The organism is Paenibacillus sp. J22P165, from assembly GCF_059692015.1.
This window is the reverse complement of sequence record NZ_JCAUAP010000015.1, coordinates 74,499-92,427: the sequence shown is the minus strand read 5'-3', so window position 1 is coordinate 92,427 and position 17,929 is coordinate 74,499. Positions and strand designations below refer to the sequence as shown.

The 17,929-nt window shown below is 46.8% G+C and carries 13 protein-coding genes; 12 read left to right on the top strand and 1 reads right to left on the bottom strand.

Features of this window, described 5'->3' with window-relative positions:
- Positions 1-26 precede the first annotated feature (26 nt).
- The 3 genes from AC58QM_RS30055 to AC58QM_RS30045 are packed head-to-tail and all read left to right on the top strand — an operon-like array spanning position 27 to position 4,617.
- Positions 27-1,037, top strand: a complete 1,011-nt coding sequence (locus AC58QM_RS30055) for an aldo/keto reductase (RefSeq protein WP_497288447.1) — start codon at positions 27-29, stop codon at positions 1,035-1,037.
- On the top strand, positions 1,034-1,747 hold the full coding sequence (locus AC58QM_RS30050; RefSeq protein ID WP_497288446.1) for an SGNH/GDSL hydrolase family protein: 714 nt from the start codon (positions 1,034-1,036) through the stop codon (positions 1,745-1,747). The genes AC58QM_RS30055 and AC58QM_RS30050 overlap by 4 nt, the downstream gene beginning before the upstream one ends.
- A gap of 26 nt (positions 1,748-1,773) precedes the next feature.
- Positions 1,774-4,617: a family 78 glycoside hydrolase catalytic domain gene (locus tag AC58QM_RS30045; RefSeq protein ID WP_497288445.1), complete on the top strand. Its 2,844-nt coding sequence runs from the start codon at positions 1,774-1,776 to the stop codon at positions 4,615-4,617.
- Positions 4,618-4,669: 52 nt separating this feature from the next.
- Here the strand turns inward: AC58QM_RS30045 and AC58QM_RS30040 are convergent, their stop codons facing one another.
- On the bottom strand, positions 4,670-5,554 hold the full coding sequence (locus AC58QM_RS30040; protein WP_497288444.1) for a helix-turn-helix transcriptional regulator: 885 nt from the start codon (positions 5,552-5,554) through the stop codon (positions 4,670-4,672).
- Between the two features lie 179 nt (positions 5,555-5,733).
- Between AC58QM_RS30040 and AC58QM_RS30035 the strand changes: the two genes are divergently transcribed.
- From AC58QM_RS30035 to AC58QM_RS29995, 9 genes are all read left to right on the top strand, one after another.
- Entirely contained in the window at positions 5,734-6,531 is a 798-nt protein-coding gene (locus tag AC58QM_RS30035) for a phytanoyl-CoA dioxygenase family protein (RefSeq protein WP_497288443.1), read from the top strand.
- Positions 6,532-6,545: 14 nt separating this feature from the next.
- On the top strand, positions 6,546-7,697 hold the full coding sequence (locus AC58QM_RS30030; protein WP_497288442.1) for a trans-sulfuration enzyme family protein: 1,152 nt from the start codon (positions 6,546-6,548) through the stop codon (positions 7,695-7,697).
- 59 nt (positions 7,698-7,756) lie between these two features.
- Positions 7,757-9,607: a heparinase II/III domain-containing protein gene (locus AC58QM_RS30025; RefSeq protein ID WP_497288441.1), complete on the top strand. Its 1,851-nt coding sequence runs from the start codon at positions 7,757-7,759 to the stop codon at positions 9,605-9,607.
- Positions 9,608-9,724: 117 nt separating this feature from the next.
- A complete protein-coding gene (locus AC58QM_RS30020; protein WP_497288492.1) occupies positions 9,725-11,506 on the top strand; it encodes a sensor histidine kinase in 1,782 nt (593 codons plus the stop codon).
- Positions 11,503-13,137: a response regulator transcription factor gene (locus AC58QM_RS30015; protein WP_497288440.1), complete on the top strand. Its 1,635-nt coding sequence runs from the start codon at positions 11,503-11,505 to the stop codon at positions 13,135-13,137. The genes AC58QM_RS30020 and AC58QM_RS30015 overlap by 4 nt, the downstream gene beginning before the upstream one ends.
- A 93-nt stretch (positions 13,138-13,230) precedes the next feature.
- Positions 13,231-14,304, top strand: a complete 1,074-nt coding sequence (gene bglB, locus AC58QM_RS30010; RefSeq protein ID WP_497288439.1) for a beta-galactosidase BglB — start codon at positions 13,231-13,233, stop codon at positions 14,302-14,304.
- 42 nt (positions 14,305-14,346) lie between these two features.
- Positions 14,347-15,747: a Sapep family Mn(2+)-dependent dipeptidase gene (locus AC58QM_RS30005; RefSeq protein ID WP_497288438.1), complete on the top strand. Its 1,401-nt coding sequence runs from the start codon at positions 14,347-14,349 to the stop codon at positions 15,745-15,747.
- Between the two features lie 191 nt (positions 15,748-15,938).
- The gene (locus AC58QM_RS30000; protein WP_497288437.1) at positions 15,939-16,898 is read left to right on the top strand and encodes an ABC transporter permease; all 960 of its coding nucleotides are present in this window, start codon (positions 15,939-15,941) and stop codon (positions 16,896-16,898) included.
- 27 nt (positions 16,899-16,925) lie between these two features.
- The gene (locus AC58QM_RS29995) at positions 16,926-17,846 is read left to right on the top strand and encodes a carbohydrate ABC transporter permease (protein ID WP_497288436.1); all 921 of its coding nucleotides are present in this window, start codon (positions 16,926-16,928) and stop codon (positions 17,844-17,846) included.
- Positions 17,847-17,929 lie beyond the last annotated feature (83 nt).

Here is a 17,929-nt window from a genome sequence, read left to right as displayed (position 1 = left end):
TGATTCGAGGGAGGAGAATGCTTCTTATGCAATATCGGAAATTTGGCAATACGGGATGGGATATTTCAGAGATCGGTTTCGGAGGCTGGCAGATTGGCGGTGGCGGGGCTTTCGGTCAAGTGGATGACCGTGATTCGGTTAAAACCTTGCTTGCAGCATGGGAGCGGGGAATCAACCTAGTAGATACAGCTCAAATGTATGGGAAAGGCCATTCTGAGGAAGTCATCGGTAAGGCACTCAAGGAATGGCACCACAATCATATTTATATCGCTTCTAAGGTGCAGCCCGTTCAATGGCCGCATCCGAATGAGCTTGATCCAGCTATGACAGGGCGCTATCCCAAAGCTCACATACGCAAGCAGTGTGAAGACAGCTTGATCAGGCTAGGTGTGGACGCGATTGATTTGTACCAGCTGCACGGCTGGTTCCCTAAGGGGTTAGAGGATCTAGAATGGCATGAGGCGTTGACGGAACTCCAGAAGGAGGGCAAAATCCGTGAATTCGGTGTGTCCATTCGCGATTATCGTCCGCAGGACGGTATTGCGCTTGCCGAGGCAGGGCTGATTCAAGCCCAGCAGGTTGTTTATAATATTTTCGAACAGAGGCCTGCGGAAGAACTGTTACCTACATGTAAGAAGAATGGCGTCGCTGTCCTTGCACGGGTCCCTTTTGATGAAGGTTCGCTAATCGGCAGCTGGATACCGGAAACTTACGATACGTTTGCGCCAGGCGATGTAAGACGGAGCTATTTCAAGGGCGAGCGTTTCCTGCGGACGCTGGAGAAGGTGGATGCGATCAAACGGATGATTCGTGACTACGATGCGACGATGACGCTTGCCGAAGTTGCGCTTCGTTTCTGTTTGTCGGATGAAGCGGTAAGCTGCGTCATTCCGGGGATGCGCAGCGTTCAGGAAGTGGAACTCAATCTCAAAGTATCGGATGGCAAGCCGTTGCCGCCAGAGTTAGTGCAGCAATTGAAACCGTTCAATTGGCCACGCAATTATCATAATCCGGATACGCTGGTGGATCCGTTATGAGTGCTTTTGCCAGATTACATAAGCGCCTAAAGGAGAAAGCAGACGATGTCCGGGCTCGTCCCGTTACCTACGTGGCTTTTGGTGATAGTGTGACCCAAGGATGTATGGAATACGCTACCATCGAGCATGAGCAAGTTTACCACAATCTGCTTAAGCATCTTATTGTACAACGGTATCCGACGACCATTCTGAATGTCATTAATGCTGGCGTATCGGGGGATACGGCCCTGAAGTCGGAGGCGAGATGGCAGCGGGATGTGATTGCGTATCAACCGGATCTTGTGACCATTGGCTTCGGCGTGAACGATTGTCATGCTGGGGAAGCAGGGCTTGAGCCGTATTTGGAGAAAATGGACGCGTTGGTACGAACTGTGAAGCGAGATACTGAAGCAGATCTCCTGTTGCTTACGCCAAACATGATGATGTTGCACGACAACAATAACATGCATGAGAAAGATAGAGCTGTCTTGCCTGGCTTCTTAAATGTGGCAGAGAAGGGGTATTTACGGCTGTATACGCATGCGCTGAGGACGTATTTGGAGCAAGAAAAGCTGGCTTATGTGGACGTATATGCGCTATTCGAGGATTGGTTACTGAAGGGGCAAGAACCTCATGTTAGATTGGCCAATGGCATCAATCACCCGGATCGCGAACTACATGTCCAGTTGGCTGAACGGATCGAAGCTCGCATATTCGAAGGACACGAATAACTTCTACAAAAGGTGGGGAGCGCCGCATGTTCGAACAGGCGAATTGGATATGGAAGTCGGGAGAGCGGAGACCGATTAATGAGCACATCCTTTTTCGAAAAACGTTTGCATACGAGACAGAGGTATCCAATCGAGCGATGCTGTCTATCTCTGCGGATACGAAGTATAGGTTATGGGTGAATGGAACAGAGCTTGGAGAAGGACCTATCCGTTCAACCGCGGATCACTGGTATTACGATGAGTTTGATATGACTCACTTACTGCGGACTGGAACGAATGTCATTGCCGTTCAGGTCTGGCATTACGGTCATTCCAATTATCAATACATCGAGAATGAAGCGGGTCTTCTTGCTGAATTATGCTTGCAGGGCGCCGCAGGTATTCAAGTGATCGGCACAGACGAAACATGGCTCTGTAGTAGACATGAGGGCTATGATACCGATGTCGTTAAGCGAAATGTGAATCTGGGTTGGATGGAAATATTCGATGCCAATGCGCTGAGCGAACAATGGGTATATCCTTCCTACGATGACGAGAGTTGGGCGAGGAGTGAGGTTGTTGCTCCTTACGGCGGAGCGCCTTGGGGGAAGCTGTATCCCCGAGTCATCGAGCCAATGTCGACACAGATCGTCCGGCCGAAGCAAATCATCGGACTTAGTGAAATTGTACCGATCCGTCAAGTCATCTCCGTCAACATGCGGGATAATCTGTTTCCAAGCTCGCGTGATGCGAATGCGAAGATATTTAGCGGGTTTTTGGCTGTTAAGCTGGTAGCTGAGACAGAAACTAAAGGTCGTTTGACGTTCGCACATTCCAAATGGAACGGTGTTCAGGGACGCTTCAAGATCGATGATTGCTGGTATGCCCATCATGACGAGATAGGGCTGGCAGCTGGCGAGCATCTGTTCATGATGGAAATTTGCGGTGTTCATAATGATTTGTTCTGCCATATGGAATTTGATTTTGATTCGGAGCTACAGTTTGCTCATCCAATGAGCGGTGATCAAAATGCTTCATTCGTAACCATTGGCCCATTCGAGACGATAGAGTCGTATGCCGATGGTTTTCAACCTGTATACGGAGGCGTTGAGAAGAGTACAGGTTTGAATCACGAGCATGCGCTGCTGCTGGAAATCGGGGCTTGTTCCACCTTGAAGGCGTTCGAGGCGTACCGTGACATCTGGCGTAATGTTCATCCTAGGCATGTGCTCGTTAATAAAATGATCTATTCGTTAATGATGCGTAAACGATTCGTTAAGCACTATCCCATTACGAACCAGCTGGAGCGAATGCTCCATGATCATCAGCTGCCGACAGTGCTTCCTGATACCTTAGAAGGCGGGGATCTCGAAATCGTATTGGATTTCGGGAAAATTTACGTAGGTACGATTGAACTAGAAGTTGATGCGCCCCAAGGGACGGTCATCGATGTTTATGGCTTCGAAAACCGCGCCAATGGTGTCAATGCCTATACATCCGGCTGCAATAATTCATTTCGATACATATGCCGTGAAGGTAGACAGGTGTTCAAGAGCTTCACACGAATGGGCTTCCGATATGTGATCGTGGCGGTGCGTAACGCGAATACACAGGTACGGATTCATCAAATCCAACTGCACCAATCTAGCTACCCGGGTACGGATAAAGCGATATTCCGCTGCTCAGATCCCTTACTGAACGACATTTGGGAAATCTCCAGACATACATCGCACATGTGCATGGAGGATACGTTCGTTGATTGTCCCACTTATGAGCAAGTCTTCTGGGTAGGGGATTGCCGAGTGAGCGCACTTGTGAACTATCAGTTGTTCGGTTCCTATGAGTTAGTCAGGCATTGCTTGGAAATGGTACCACGTTCACGGAGTCAAAGTCCGCTTCTGCTTGCCTTGTTCCCTACGGATTGGCAGGCGGCTATTCCGATGTGGACGTTTAGTTGGATTATCGCTTGTAAGGAGTATGTCGATTACAGTGGCGATCCTACATTCATCGAGGCGATCTATCCAGAAATTAGGACCACACTTGAAGCCTATAGAGGGTTTGTCAACGAGGATGGCCTATTCGACACCAGCTCTTGGAATATGCTCGATTGGGCGCCAATCGATATTCCTTCAGTCGGCGTAGTCACCGCGCAGCAGGCGCAGTTGGCCCAGTGTCACCGAATCGCAGCGGAGATGGCGGAATCGCTGGGACTACAAGGCGAAGCGAGGGAGCTGTTTCAACACGCAGAGCAGTTGAAGCGAGCGATTGATGAACATTTATGGGACGAAGAGGCTCAGGTTTACCTAGACGGTATCCACCGAAACGGGAAGCCTTCGACAACGACAAGTCTTCAGACACATGTGTTGCTGTATCTGGCAGATTGCCTGGGAGAACGACAGGCGGCCATTATCGAGCCTCAACTGCTCCATCCACCGAAGGATTGGATTCAAATTGGCTCTCCCTTTTTCTCGTTCTATTTGTTCGAGGTGTGGAAGCGGTTCGGTGAACTGGATCGCACACTGGCACAGATTAAGACCGGCTGGGGTCCAATGATCCGATTTGGCGCGACGACTACGTGGGAAACTTTTCAGGTATTCCCAAGGAGTCATGCGCATGCATGGTCAGCTGCGCCAGCTTTTGTCCTTGGGAACCAGCTGCTGGGCATTGAGAAATTAGAGGAGGGCTATCGGAAAATTCGAATCGCCCCACCTGTGACGGAACTGCTCTGGGCAGAGGGGATTGTTCCGACTGCTTACGGGCGTATCGATGTATCGTGGTCCAAGGAAGAGGGAAAACGAGTGATGCACGTAGCTGTTCCGCTAGACATTCAAGTAGAGGCGGACCAGAAGCAGTTGGCGGACTGGGATATTCAGATTCGTGTAATCGGATAGATTTGGATAGTCATTGATAGACCCGGGTAACTCGGTTCAGGCAGGGCTGACGTTAAGCTTCCTTCTGGCTTTTACGGAATTTCCCAGGCGAGATCCCGTTCATCTGTTTAAAAAGCTTATTGAAAAAGCTCAAGTCGTCGAAGCCGACCTCTTGGGCTATCTGTAAAATGTTGCTATTCGAAGAGAGCATCAACTCTTTCGCTATCCGGATGCGAATTTCATTGCGGAATTCGATGAAGGTCTTGCCCATGTAGAGCTTAAACCTAGAGGTGAAGGCGGACTGGCTCATGCCGCACATCTGGCTGACTTGGGCAAGCGACAGCGGATTCGCGTGATGCAGCTCGATAAACTCGGCTACACGTTCAATGATTTTATGTTCAGAGGCAAGTGCTGTCATTGGTTTGTGCAGCATTTGATCATAACAACGGCTGAGAAATACGAACATTTCGATTAATCTGGTTTTCACGAGCAAGCGATAACCGAGCATCTTCTCAGTGTATTCGCTAAGGATGCGGTCCAACAGCTGTTTCATCTCAATCCTTTGATGTGGATTCAACTTAAGATGAGACTGGAAATGGACAGACTGCCGCAGAAAAGGCTCCACATAGAAAAAGTCGACGAACGACGTTACGTTGGATAACGATTGCAGCTCGTGACTTAAAATGGACGGAGCAAGCAGGATGTTATAAACGATGAGATGTTCATCTACGAAATAAGCATGCTCGACATCCGGCTCAATAACGAAAACATCACCTTCTTGAATAAGGTATTCTGCTCCTGCATAGATATGGCGACCCGATCCCTCTACCACATACACAAACTCGATGAATTCGTGTGAATGTGGCTTGACGGATTCTTTTTGTTTGAACGTGTACTGCTCGAGATGAAAGGGAAATTCATGCGCTTCCAGGTAAGTTTCATTTTCAAATCGGGTCATCGGACAAGACCTCCGGAAAGGATAATAAGTGCTTCATTACTTTTTATCATAGAGGATATCTAGATAGAAGGAAAGCTGGCAAATCACCTTCAAACTCTGACGGATTCACCAAGTCGGCTCCCTTGTACCCATGATAAAGTGAAATTAAAGTACAGAAAGTACAAAAGGAGCTGGCTGCCATGAACAACGCGATTCAATCGCTTTTAACCTCAGAGCAATGCGCATTTTATCAAGAGAACGGGTTCGTGCAAGTGGATAATGTACTAAATGAGCAAGAGTTAATTGAGCTTCGTCAATTTATGGAAGAAGTGATGGTTGAGGAGTCTGCGTCGCTTTCCTTGCAAACGGATAAAAAAGGCGGCAGCTACTATCGCGTGCTTAACCAGCGTGTGAACGTCTGGCGTGACCATGCCGGCATGCATAAATATTCATTCAATCCGCGGTTTGCGCAAATGGCACTCGAGCTAACGGGAGCTAGCGGCATTCGCCTCTTTCACGATCATGCCCTGTGGAAAATGCCAGGTGACTCGAAACCGACCCCTTGGCATCAAGATTACCCTTATTGGCCAATGACGGAGCAGGGAGCTATGTCGATATGGATTGCACTCGATGACGTGGATGAGTCGAATGGTTGCATGATGTTCGTACCAAAATCGCAAAATGCCGGTAAACTGAACCACATCGATTTGGCCAATCCTCAGGATTTATTCGAGTTCGTTAAGGGAACCGATTATGAGAATGCGAAGCCTGTGAAGGTGCCGTTAAAAGCAGGAAGCTGTACGTTTCATAACGGACTTACCTTTCACTATGCGCACTCGAATGTAACGGATAAACCTAGACGTGCATTAGCCATCATTTACATGCCAGACGGAACAACGTTTAACGGGAAGAAGCATGCGATCACGATGGATTTGAACTTGCAGGAAAATCAACCGTTGGCAGGTCGGATGTTCCCATTATTAGCCTCCAGATCGTAAGGAGGAGGACAGATATGGACAAAGATGATATCAAGAGCAAGGAAGACGTACTTGCTCATCTCGGTGACGATTATGACCGTTATTTAGGTGCCATCGTGCCTCCTATTTTTCAAAACTCGCTATTTACTAGGAAAACAGTTAATCACGGATACACGTATACACGCGTTGCCAACCCGACGACGGAGATTGCTGAAATGAAAATCGCAGCCCTCGAGGGTGGGGAGGAAGCACGTTGTTTCTCCTCAGGTATGGCCGCTATAAGCGCTGCCTTGTCCTACTACCTTGAGAAAGATAGCCATGTGATTTGCCCCCGTGCGACCTACGTACCGGCAAGAGCATTTCTGGATACCTACATGAAGAAGTTCGGCTGTGAGGTTACGCTCGTATCAGGGGAAAGCATCGAGGAATTCGAACAAGCGATCCGCCCGAACACGAAAGTGATTTATTTGGAAAGTCCGCTATCGAACATTTTCTCGCTCCAGGATTTGCAGGCCATCTCCGCATTGGCGAAATCTTATGGGATTGCGACGATTATTGATAATACATGGGCGACGCCGCTCTATCAGAATCCCCTAGCTTATGGCATTGATCTCGTGGTTCACTCCGCATCGAAGTATTTGGGTGGGCACAGCGATATTCTGGGTGGAGTCATCATAGGCAGTAAGCAGATTCTAGAATCGATTACCAATAACGAAAGAAGTCTGTTTGGGGCTGTTATGGATCCCCACCAATCCTGGCTGCTTATTCGGAGCTTACGGACCCTCGCGGTTCGGATGAGGCAGCATGAGGAGAATGGGAAGAAGGTCGCTGCTTTCCTCGAGGGTCATTCGCAAGTATCCGCTGTCTACTATCCAGGCTTGCCTAGCCATCCGCAATACGAGCTTGGGTGCAGACAGATGTCCGGTTACTCCGGTTTACTAAGCTTCGTGCCAAAGGGAGATAAACAGCACATTATGAAGATGATGAAAAGCTTGCGCTATTTCGAAGAAGGTCCCAGCTGGGGTGGTTTCGAGAGTCTCATTAATTCACCTGGGCTATGGGTCAATGAGGAGACATCCCTCTTGTCAGGAATTCCGATCGGTCTGATGCGCATTTCGGTTGGTCTGGAGAGTGCAGATTCAATAATCGAGGATCTAGATCGTGCACTGGTTGGAATGACGCGCTAGTCGTTAAGGGAAACTGTCGATCGTAAATTGCAAGTAGTATGAAGGAGACGAGTGTTAACGTGAGCTATGTACAGGATTGGCAGGCTGTTCAAGAGAAAATTCGGACGGAAGCTTGGGCGAAGACCGTCTATGATACGCTGGTTGAGACCACGGAGTGGTGGGTTACTCATTACACAGATGATCCTAGGCGAATTACGGGGTGGGGGCATAACTATTTCTGTGAAGCTTGCGGGAGCAGGATTGATTTCGAGCGGGAAGTCCCTCATGTGAATAGCTGCGGAAGCTGTGGCCACGTCAACAAGGGTGCACGATTCGATCAAGCCTGGAATTATTTGTACCGGGATGAAGCGCACAAACACGTTTTTTATGCAGGGGTGTTGTATCGGCTCACGGGCGATGAGCGTTACCCGGCTTACATCCGCAGCGTCTTGTCATTCTATTGCGATCATTATGAGCAGCTTCAGGTAGACGTTCCCGCGGGTTATGTTGGAAAAATAGCTGGCATTAATCTCTGCGATGCGGTTGGCATGATTTGGCTATTGCAGGGCATGGAGATGATTAAGGAGACGTTCAGCACCGCAGAGCTTCAGCACTACAAAAGTCATCTGTTTGATCCCCAGGTAGAGCTGCTGGAAAAACTCTGTACGAGTATTCACAACATTACGTGTTGGATGAAGGCGGCTGTGGGCATGACGGGGATGTTCTTCGGTGATAGCAGCTACGTAGAGAGAGCTTTGGAGGGGCCATTCGGCTTGCAGCGGCAATTGCAGGAGGGTGTAACAGCGGAAGGATTTTGGTATGAAGGTTCATTTCACTATCATTTCTATTGTGTAGAACCGTTTACTTATTTCCTGTTATTCGCCCGTATGTATGATGTGACATGCAAGGGGATGGAAGAGATCGTAAAACGGATGTACGTGTTCCCAGCTGAGATCGCGTTTGATAACGGTGTTTTCCCGAATCCGAATGACGGCTGGCCAAATATCGCACTGACTCACTACGCGGGACAGTATGAGTACGCGAATCGATTGTTTTCAGACCCAGCCTTTGAATATGCGCTTTCCAGATCCTATGGGGCGTACTATAAGCCAACGATGGCTTATGGGGGGATGATCGAGAATTCACCTGAAGGGTGGGTTCAGCGTCTCCTCTTTGGCAAAGGGGAATATGCAGGGGAAGAGATGCTCCGCGTCACGAAAAACTTTCCAGCCTCTCTTATTTGCTCGTTACGCGCAGGGAAAACGACTTTATTTATGAAATACGGACTGAATACGCGGAGCCATGCGCATCCTGATTTAATGAATATCGAGTTGTTCGACGCAGACCACCTATGGTCTCACGATATTTCCTCGAATGGTTATGGATCTTTCTTGTTTGTAGAATGGCAGCGGAAGACAATTGCTCATAATACCGTCATCGTTGATGGTGTCGATCAGATCTATTCGGAACGGGGATTTATTGAACAATTCGAACCAGAGAGGAATCGCATCCGTGCCAAAGCGAAGGACGTATATCCTGGCGTTGATTATGTACGCGATATTCATCTTCAAGAAGGATGCATCTCGGATACATTTGAGGTCATCACCGCGGATGAACATCAGACAGATTGGCTTTTTCATTGCCAAGGGAGGATAGAGACGGCGTTCGAAACGCAGCCGTGTTCGCCTATCGGGAGCGAGTTTGGCTATCAGCACTTGATGAATCTGCGTGTATGCAAGACGGATGAGAGCTGGTCGATACGCTGGGTTTTGGCAGATCGCACGTTGACGCTTCGAATGGAAGGGTGCGTGGGCACTGATATTTATGTATTCGAGGGCTACGAAGATACCACAGCTAAACAACGATCTGGTGTGTTGGTAAGAAGGCAAGGGTGTGGAGCCATGTACCAGGCCGTTTACACGATAGAGTGAAAGTATAAGTGATAGCCGTTTACCATGGAAAGGTTTATAATGCTAACAATCAGTGCGTGAGCTGTGGGCTCGCGCACTTGCCATTCCATCAGAATGCGGGTGAAGCGTTTGTCTAAGGTGATTTCCAAATTTCTAAATTTGAAATTGCGTACGAAGTTTCTGCTGTCCTTTACAGTCATGATCTTATTGACTGTGCTAATGATTAGTATCGTTAATTACTATGTATCTGTAAGCGTAATCAAGCAGAACACATCCGTTTTTTCTCAATACTTAATTGAGCAAATCGGTATAAATCTCGAGAAGCGGACCAAGGACATCGAGGAGCATGTATTTCAACAATTCCGCAATTCCACGCTCAATACGACACTGGGTATTTCTGAAGACGCAAGTGAATCCGATTTGTATATGAAGAATAAGGTTATTAGTGAGTTTATGAAAGATTTAGTATTTTCCAAAGATGAATACTTATCGGTCATGGTCATTGATACGGCGGGCAACCCATTCGGGTTCGAACGCAGTGCGACCCAAAACTACAATAAGCAATTGATGAATCTCGACGTCGAGATGATTAAAGATAAGCGTGGCCGCACTTCCTGGGTGCCGGGCACTAGCAACGTTATCTTCATGGAGAAGGCTGTATACGATGTTACGTCTAGTCGTTATGCGGGTATCATTATCGTCGGTGTGGACATTAATCTGATTGGCAGCATCTACACGAATGTGGACGAACTTACGAAGGGGAACATCGTCATCCTTAACGAAGTACTCGAGCCGCTACTGTACGACAGGCTTGTTTCCGAGCCGACTCGTTATTTTATCGAAAACAAGATGTACGATCAGAAGCCCGGTCTCAATGAGGGTTTTCAATTTGAAGGGCAAACGTACATTTCTACTATAATCTCAACACCCTATGACAAGTGGATGATTGTCCAAGTTATCGCTGTCAACGAATTAACACGTGGCACGGAAGTTATCAAGTTTTGGACATTGAGCACCATTCTAATTTCACTATCCCTGGCGTTCTTTCTAGCAGTGGTCATTTCTAGAAACATCACAGGCAATGTTCGACTGCTGCTCCAGAGTATGACTCACTTCTCCGTAGACTTTACCCATAAAGTGATTGTGCCCAGAAGTAGAGACGAGGTAGGGCTGCTCGCGGAGAAATTTAATTCAATGGCGAAGAAAATCAGCGAGTTAATCCACACGGTTTATGAGGAGAAACTGCTTAAGCAAAAAGCGGAGTATCGCACGCTGCAGTTCGAATATAAAGCGCTGCAGGCGCAGATTGACCCCCATTTTCTCTACAATACCCTGGAGTCCATTCATAGCTTAGCCAAGATGCGTGGTGACGAACAAGTCAGTGAAATGATCTATCTTCTCGGCAAGCTGCTCAGAGAGAGTATCAGTAAAAAGGGGGACATTATCTACCTGCAGGAAGAAGTGGACTATATTAGGAGTTATTTATCTATTCATCAGATTATCTATGGCAATCGAATTGAGGTTAATTATTATTTTGACACGAGCTTGATGGCCTATAGGGTTCCTAAATTTATTCTGCAGCCACTCGTAGAAAACTCGATTAAACATGGCATTGAAGAGAAAGTAGGCAAGGGGATTGTCAGTATCGGCAGCTGGATCAAGGAAGACGTTCTCTATCTCGAAGTGTCTGATAATGGCGTAGGCATTGATGAAGAAACGAAGGAACATTTGCTCAACCCACCAGAGCACTCCAAGCTGAAGCAGAAGGATAAGCATACGAACGTCGGGATTATTAGTGTGCACAAACGGATTCAAATATTATTTGGAGAAGAGTACGGCTTAAGTATTATGAGTGAAATGGATCAGGGGACAACGATTCGGATTCGTCTTCCCATCCTAACGGAGGAGAGCTCCAAATGACATACAAAGTCGTGGTTATTGATGATAAACCGCTGATCCGGCAAGCGATTGTGCAAATGATCGCCTGGGATAAGCTAAATTGTACCGTAGTCGGTCAAGCGGAGGACGGAATAGAGGGTAAACGTTTAATTAAGGAGCTTCAGCCAGACATTCTCGTGACGGACATCAAAATGCCTGGATTAAGCGGGCTCGATTTAGCTGAGGAGATGAGTACAGACTTTCCTTTAGCCAAAACTATCCTAATTACAGGTTATCAAGATTTTGAATACGCGAAGAGGGCTGTTCGACTGGGTGTATTTGACTTTATCGTCAAACCCATTAATTACGAAGAGCTAAGCCAAGTGATTGGGAGCGCTGTTTCAGAGATTGATTCTAAGCGCAAGGAGAATGAGAATACGGTCAAGATGGCGTCTGCTTACGTCGAGTTGGAGAAACAACATAGCGATTCTATGCCCTCCCTAAGAAGTAAGTTAATCGGTGATTTGATTACAGGAACAGATGATATGCAGGAACAAGTGAAGAAGCTGGAGATCCAGTATAGCCGCTACGCTGTGCAAATTGTCCGTATAGCAGGTGAACCGGGGCAGACTGGTGTAGCGAATGCTATCAAGCTTAAGCAACAGATGCAACTACGGCTAACCGAACAAGCACATAAGCTAACTGCCAAACGTGATTTTTATATGATTGAGTCTCTGCGGAATAACGACCTTATATTTGTAAGTCTATTCCCCAAGCTTTTGTCGCAGAGGGAATTCAGAATGAAGCTGCAGAGCTTCTGCAATGAGTTTATTGATGTGGCTAAAATGAAGGAGCAAGTTTCCTGTCATCTTGCAGTCAGTTCCGTATATAAATCACTTCTTGAGCTGCCGAATGCTTTTCGGGAAGCTTCTTTGATTATGGATTCAAGCTTTTTCCGAATGGAGGAAAGTGTGTTATTCCCGGAAGATAGCGAGCAAGAGAAGGAATTAGGGAAATTCTCAATTATTCAGGATTTGGAACAGTTCAATCAAATGTTGGAAGACAAATCTAGTGAAGATGTGATGGCGTATTTGGAGCGTTTTCTAAAACAAATTACCGCTTATAGCGAAGGGAATATTCTAGTAGTAAAGGGCTTGCTCTCCGAAGTTTGTCTTGCGGTCGCACGCTATTATTTCCGTGTAACTGGTGATGAGTTCGGCCTTGGGAAAAGTGTCGACCAAATTCTTGAGGATGTATATCGGCTTACGAGTATGAAAGAAGCTTCTACCTACCTCACAACATTTATTGGGACGATTAAAAAGAAGCTTGAAGGCGGGGACAAGGTGTACAGCCTCGTTGTAAAAAAGGTTATTGATTACATCAACAGCCATATCGGCGACACCATTAACTTGACATCAACCGCTGAGCATTTTGGTCTGAGCTCGAGTTATCTAAGCAGGTTGCTGCGTACAGAAACCGGAATAAATTTCGTGGATTTGGTATCTAAGTCTCGGATTGAGACCGCCAAGCGTCTGCTCATGGATCCTAAAAATAAGGTGAATGAAGTAGGCGAAATGGTAGGGTATAAGGAGTATGCCTATTTTTATCAGGTTTTTAAGCGGCTTGAAGGTCAATCCCCGAAAGAGTATAAGAACAGAGGTAAAGAAATCTAATAAAAGGGTAAGATTCTCGTATGTAAACTACTGGACGTGTGCGTTACATTAGGGTTACAAGCACTTTTGAGTGCGTATTGGGAGGTGCTTACCGTGACTATAACGCAACTACAGCGGCAAGAGATAGAGATCATGCTTCATAAAGTCATTAGTGGGATGAAAAATCTGGAGGCAACAATCCAGGAAGACACGCCAATCAGCATCATTACCATGGATAAATGGGATTGGTCTCAGGGAGTCGGGTTGTTCTCCCTCTATCTGTATTACAAGGAAACCCAGAATCAGGATGTGTTTACGTATCTAACTGATTGGTTCGACAGTCGGATTCGCGAGGGACTTCCACCGAAGAACGTCAATACGATGTGTCCCCTGCTTACGTTAAGCTACTTGTACGAGGAAACGCGCAATCCAGAGTATCTACGGATATGTGAAGAGTGGGTTAGTTATGCGGCAGATGAGATGCCCCGTACGCCTGAGTTTGGAATCACGCATGAGACGATCGACAATGCGAACGAAGGTGAGTTGTGGGACGATACGCTCTATATGACGGTTCTATTCATGGGCAGGATGGGCATTTTGTTGGCCAAAGATCACTATGTCCAAGAAAGTATTCGTCAGTTCCTCGTTCATCTTAAGTATTTGACGGATAAGAAAACGGGACTATTTTTCCATGGCTGGAGTTTCAAGGAGGGGCATAATTTCGCAGAAGCGCTCTGGGGTCGCGGTAATGCGTGGTACACAGCAGGGTTGGTTGACTACCTAGATATTGTTAAGATACCGCTAGGTGTGGAAGTGTTCCTGCTTTCTTCGCTAGAACGTCAGGTTCAGAAACTAACTGAGCTACAAAGACCGAGCGGGATGTGGACGACATTGCTGAACGATCCGACATCCTATGAGGAAACCTCAGCAACTGCAGGTTTTGCTTACGGTATTTTGAAGGCTGTTCGCAAAGGTTATATCAGCGAAGTCTACAAAGAAGTTGGGTTGAAGGCACTGCAAGCGGTTATGAATAAGGTTGACACTAAAGGAGCCGTTCACGGCGTATCTTACGGAACGCGCATGGGGCGTACGTTACAGTTTTATCGCGACATCCCGCTATGCCCGATGCCCTACGGGCAGTCCATGACGCTGCTGATGTTGGTGGAGAGCCTTCATCATGTCGACTGATTATTGGTTAGAAGCGAATAGGGGAAAGCGGGAGGTATACCTATGATCATTGGGAATGAGATCCACAAATATCGGGATGCAATTACGGCTGGTATTTCTGAACTTGTGCAAATAAGAAGCATCATGGCCACGCCGGAGCCGGGAAAACCGTTTGGCGCTGGCGTTGATCATGCTTTGCAATATATGCTCCGATTGGCGGAATCGTTAGGGTTCAAAGTGACTAACGTGGACGGGTATGCGGGTCATGCCGAATATGGACAGGGCGAGGAAATCGTTGCAGTGCTCGTGCATCTGGATACCGTAGAAGAAGGGGATGGATGGACCTTCCCACCGTTTGGCGGCCTCATCGAGAATGGCAAGATTATTGGAAGAGGTGCGTCCGATAACAAAGGACCAGCTGTAGTCGCTCTGTATGCGCTGAAAACGCTAATGGATCTGGGCATTACCGGCAGTCGCCGTCTTCGCTTGATTTTCGGTACGAATGAGGAGAGCGGCATGAAAGATCTCGACTACTATTTCGAGAGGGAACAGCTTCCGGTTATGGCATTTGCGCCTGACGCTGGCTACCCCATTTTCAATGTGGAAATGGGCAGTATGAACGTGGTGTTCTCAAGTGAACAAGAATCTGTTTCCACCAATCCGCAGCTTACGATCTTGTCTCTAAAGGGTGGAAACATGCTTACACTGATTCCGGAGACCTGTACAGCATTGCTTTCTCTGGCACTTCTTACGGACACCCAGGTGGCAAACTTTCACGATGCCGTTAATCTTCAGGTTAATATGTCGTTCGTATACGACGACGAGGGTAGGCTAGTGCTAACAGCAGGAAGCGAGTTTATGGCAGACAGTCGGGCAGGCTCGCGAAATGCCATCGTGAATATGGTTGCTTTCCTGAGTGGGCAAGGACTGACTACCAATTGGGACAAGTTTTTGCAATTCCTAAATAGTAAGATTGGTGTGGAGAAAGGCGGACAGTCGCTTGGTATTGCTTGTAGCGATAGTGTGTCAGGCGCGTTGATCGTTTATTTGCGCACCATTTCCTGTGACCTCCATCGGGCGGAATCACTAAGTAATGTTCGGTATCCAGTCAGCCATGACGGCGATGGAATACTAACCACGATTGACGGCCTTGCGCGTAAGAATGGCATCCATACTGAACTGACACGACATCTTTTTCCGGTGTATGTACCAGAGACCCATCCGGTTATTGTCCGGTTAAGCCGCGCTTACAAGAAAATAACCGGTGATGAAGCCGTACTGCTGCGTATGGGGGCTGGCACCTATGCTCGTAAATTGCGGAACAATGGTGTCGCATTCGGTGCGGGGCTGCCTGGCGGCGTAGATACCCATGTCCATCAAGCAGACGAGTTCATTTTTATTGATGACATGATGCAACATGCCGAAATCTGCTTACAGGGTATGTACGAATTATGGATCGATTAACAGAAAGTAAGGGCTGTAAAGCGAGAAGTAAAGAAAACTAATAAAAAGTAAAATTTCTAGCATGTCAATCGTTTTCGTAAGGAAGTACACTTGCAACATACCTAGAAGAATAGGGTGTGCAGTGAATTTTTAATAGCGAAAACGCTTTTGGCTAAGTTACGGGGTTAATATGTGAAGGAAGGAGCAAGGGTATGGAAGTACAATCTCAGAAACACCATGTAATTGCACAGACGGACAGTAAACGAAGAAGTGCTTTTACAAAAGAGTTGTTCAAAAATTACGATTTGTACTTACTGCTTGTCCCAGGCATTATCTTTTTCTTTGTATTTTGTTATGTTCCTATGTTAGGGCTTGTCGTTGCTTTTAAAGATTATAACATCTTCAAAGGGATCCTCGATTCGGATTGGGTAGGGCTGCATCATTTCAAGGAGATGCTACAGATTCAGGATTTCTATAGGATCGTCCGTAATACGCTGCTACTTAACGTTCTAGGTCTCCTAGTGGGATTTCCGGCACCGATTATTCTAGCGCTTATGTTAAATGAGATTAGAGCAAAATATTTTAAGAAAATATCGCAATCGCTTCTGTATTTGCCTCACTTTATGTCCTGGGTCATCATGGGCGGGATTATTTATAATCTGCTTTCCCCGAAATATGGGATCATCAATAGTATGATGAGATTCATTGGGCTGGAAGAGATCTATTTCATGATCGAGGAGACCTGGTGGGTCATCACCTACACGTTGTCCAGCGTATGGGCTGGAGCGGGATGGGGAACGATTATTTATCTTGCGGCGATGACGATGATTGACCCTTCTTTGTACGAAGCAGCTGTCATGGATGGTGCAGGTAGATGGAAGAAAATTGTACATATTACGCTGCCAGGCATCATGCCGACGGTTATTATCTTGTTGATTCTCAACATCGGTCATATGGTATCCATCGGTTTCGAGCATCCTTTTGCCTTACAGAATCCGGTTGTTACGAATATTTCAGAGGTTATTAGCACATATGTGTACTCCTCGGGGATTAAACAGGGGCAATTCGGCATTACAACGGCGATCGGGATGTCGCAATCCATCATTAATCTTATTCTTGTGCTTGGTGCGAATTATTTTGCTAAGCGTCTGGGTAAGGAAGGACTTTGGTAAAATTCGAACGAGTTAGGGGGTAGAGATATGGCGGCTACTGCACAGAAATATGGAAATAGACGCAGCTTATTCGGCAAGTATTCGGGATGGGACGTTAGCTTTAACATCGTTAACTATTCCCTGCTAATCCTGTTCACCTTCATATGCATATTTCCCTTCATTAATACGATAGCTAATGCCTTTAGCTCCAGCCATGCCATACAGACGGGCCAAGTTGTGCTTTGGCCAGTGGAATTTCAGCTTGATGCGATGAAATCGGTCGTCACGGATTCCAATATTATCAGGTCGTTAGGTGTAACGATCTATATCACGGTAGTCGGTACTGCACTTAATATGCTATTTTCAATTACAACGGCTTATCCCCTTTCAAGGAAGGACTTGAAGGGACGCAAATATTTTATGAATTTCATGATTGTGACCATGGTTTTCAGCGGTGGGATGATTCCCAGCTACTTGTTGATCAAGTCGCTCGGGCTGTTGAATAGCTTATGGGCGTTAATGCTCCCAGGTTTAATTAGTGCTTTTAACGTTATTATCATGAAAACTTTCTTTCAGGATCTCCCTGAAGAGCTGCGGGAGGCGGCCGTCATGGACGGCTGTGGCAATTTGCGTTACTTAGCGCAGGTGGTGCTTCCTCTATCTGGTGCCGTATTGGCAACGATCTCACTGTTTTATGCGGTTGGTCATTGGAATTCCTATTTTGCTGCCGTCTTGTACATCGACGATTCGGCGCTCTATACGTTACAAGTGAAACTGAGGAACATTTTGCTGCTGGCCCAGATGGATACCTCGCTGGAAACGATGCAATCCATGGATAATCTCAACGTCATTGAGGAGTCCCTGAAGGGAGCCACGATTGTCTTCGCGACGGTTCCGATTCTCATCGTTTACCCTTTCCTGCAAAAGTATTTTGTGAAGGGGTCGTTCCTCGGCTCAGTTAAAGGATAAAGAATAAAGTTGGATAACAAAAAAACTATCAAAATGTCAAAATTATCGAATAGAATCACCGGAAAAATGCGCCTATATTTACA